This is a genomic window from Acetobacter zythi (genome assembly GCF_963921165.1).
GTDB lineage: Bacteria > Pseudomonadota > Alphaproteobacteria > Acetobacterales > Acetobacteraceae > Acetobacter.
On record NZ_CAWUEO010000024.1, the window covers coordinates 1 to 2,319 of the forward strand.

General features: G+C 62.7%; 3 protein-coding genes. All 3 read left to right on the plus strand.

All coding sequences use genetic code 11. The features are described 5' to 3' along the window. The coding region (locus AABE20_RS10195) for an ArsB/NhaD family transporter (RefSeq protein ID WP_338332968.1) at positions 1-398 on the plus strand (398 nt) is incomplete at its 5' end. 23 nt (positions 399-421) lie between these two features. Then, entirely contained in the window at positions 422-1,120 is a 699-nt protein-coding gene (gene arsH / locus AABE20_RS10200) for an arsenical resistance protein ArsH (protein WP_025440028.1), read from the plus strand. A gap of 8 nt (positions 1,121-1,128) precedes the next feature. Continuing rightward, positions 1,129-2,184 (plus strand): ArsO family NAD(P)H-dependent flavin-containing monooxygenase, encoded by a 1,056-nt coding sequence (locus AABE20_RS10205; protein WP_165992732.1) that lies wholly within the window; start codon positions 1,129-1,131, stop codon positions 2,182-2,184. Positions 2,185-2,319 lie beyond the last annotated feature (135 nt).

A 2,319-nucleotide genomic window follows, 5' to 3' on the forward strand; every position in this document is an offset into this window, starting at 1 on the left:
TGACCGATCATCTGGCGGCGGCACTGGTCTGGCTTGGCCATCAGGGTCCGTTCACCGCCACGCTTGGCACCGGCTTTCTGGCGGCGGTCCTGTCGTCGGTTATGAACAACATGCCCAGCGTTCTGGTCGGCGCGCTGGCGATCCAGCAGGCGCACGACATTACGCCTCTGACCCGCGAATTGATGGTTTACGCCAACGTCATTGGCTGTGACCTCGGGCCGAAATTTACCCCGATCGGCAGTCTCGCCACCCTGCTGTGGCTGCATGTGCTGGCCTCCAAGAACCATCGGGTCACATGGGGGCAATATATGACGGTGGGTCTGGTGATCACACCTCCCGTCCTGCTGGTCACACTCCTGGCGCTGGCCCTGTGGCTGCCTCTAATCAGCCAGCCGTAATGCATGAATGGACCGATATCACAATGACCGAACCTGACTTGCCGGCCCTTCACCCCGAATATCTTGAACAGGTCGATCTCGCGCGGCTGGAACCGCAACCGCGTGTGGATCATCCGCCGCGTATCCTTCTGCTCTATGGCTCTTTACGCCCCCGATCCTTCAGCCGGTTGCTGGTGCTTGAGGCAGAACGCATCCTGAAGGTGCTGGGGGCCGAGACACGGGTGTTCGACCCGACCGGCCTGCCGGTAGCGGATTCCGTGCCCGCAAGTCATTCGAAGGTGCGGGAACTGCGGGAACTCTCGATCTGGTCTGAAGGCCAGGTCTGGTGCAGCCCCGAACGGCACGGCAACATCACTGCCGTGTTCAAGAACCAGATCGACTGGTTGCCCCTGACGGAAGGCTCGATCCGCCCGACGCAGGGCCGCACGCTGGCGGTCATGCAGGTTTCGGGCGGATCGCAGAGCTTCAATTCCGTCAATGCCCTACGGGTGCTGGGCCGGTGGATGCGGATGTTCACCGTCCCCAATCAGTCCAGCGTGCCGATGGCCTATACCCAGTTCGGTGACGATGACCGGATGAAGCCATCCCCCCTCTATGACCGGATGGTAGATGTCATGGAGGAGCTGATGAAGTTCACATGGCTGCTGCGCGACCGGGCCGACTACCTCGTTGATCGCTACAGCGAACGCAAGGCGGAATTCCGTCTCCCGGAAAGTCTGTGAGCCGGGCAATGGCGGAACAGTTCGATGTTGTGATCGTGGAAGGCGGTCAGGCGGCCCTCGCCGCGTCGTATTTTCTACGACGGACCGGACTGCGTTACGTCATTCTTGATAACGGGACGCAGGCGGGTGGTGCATGGGTGCATGGCTGGGACTCCCTGCATCTGTTTTCACCCGCGTCCTACAGTTCGCTGCCCGGCTGGCCGATGCCAGACACGCCGGATGGCGGCTATCCGACCAGTGACGAGGTGTTGGACTATCTGCACCGCTACGAGGCGCGCTATGCGCCGCCGATCCGCCGTCCGGTCATGGTCGAGTGTGTGGAGCGCGCGAACGGAAAACTTCTGACTGTCAGAACCAGCGCGGGTGATTTTCTTGGCCGTGCGGTTATCGGGGCGACCGGTACGTGGTCAGCCCCCTTTGTTCCCGATGTCGCGGGGCGTGACCTCTTCGGCGGGACGCAACTCCATTCCAGCCATTACCGGAATGCCGCGCCCTTTGCCGGCCGACGTGTACTGGTGGTAGGTGGGGGTAACTCCGGGGCACAGATTATGGCGGAGCTGTCGCTTGTCGCTCAGGCAACATGGGTCACGCTGCATGATCCCATCTTTCTGCCCGATGACGTGGACGGACGGGTCCTGTTCGAGCGGGCGACCGCTCGCGTTCTCGGCGGCCCGTCGGCCATGCCCACCAGCGGCTTTGGCGATATCGTCATGGTCCCACCTGTGCGCGCCGCCAGGGAGCGAGGCGTGCTCCACGCGGTGCGCCCGTTTGTACGTGTGACGGCGACGGGCGTCGTCTGGCCCGACGGGCGGGAAGAAGCCATCGATAGGATCATCTGGTGTACCGGCTTCCGACCCGCGCTCGGTGTATTTGCATCACTCGACGTGATCGAGCCGGACGGCTTGATCCGTGTTAACGGGCAGCAGGCCGTCAGGGAGCCACGTCTCTGGCTGCTGGGTTATGGCTCCTGGTGTGGGCCCGCATCCGCCACGCTGCTGGGCGCCGGCCGTGTCGCCAGATCCATGGTCCGGCAACTGGCGGCCTGGCTTGCGTCGCCGATATAGAAGGTCTGCTTATCGAAACTTTGAGCAAGTCTGAACACGGCCGAGAAGAGGGCGGAAGCCGACATGGAGGCATCGCTCCGTCATGCAAAACTACCCGCAAGCCACTCCCTGAGCTTCGACCACCGTCGCCTGCCA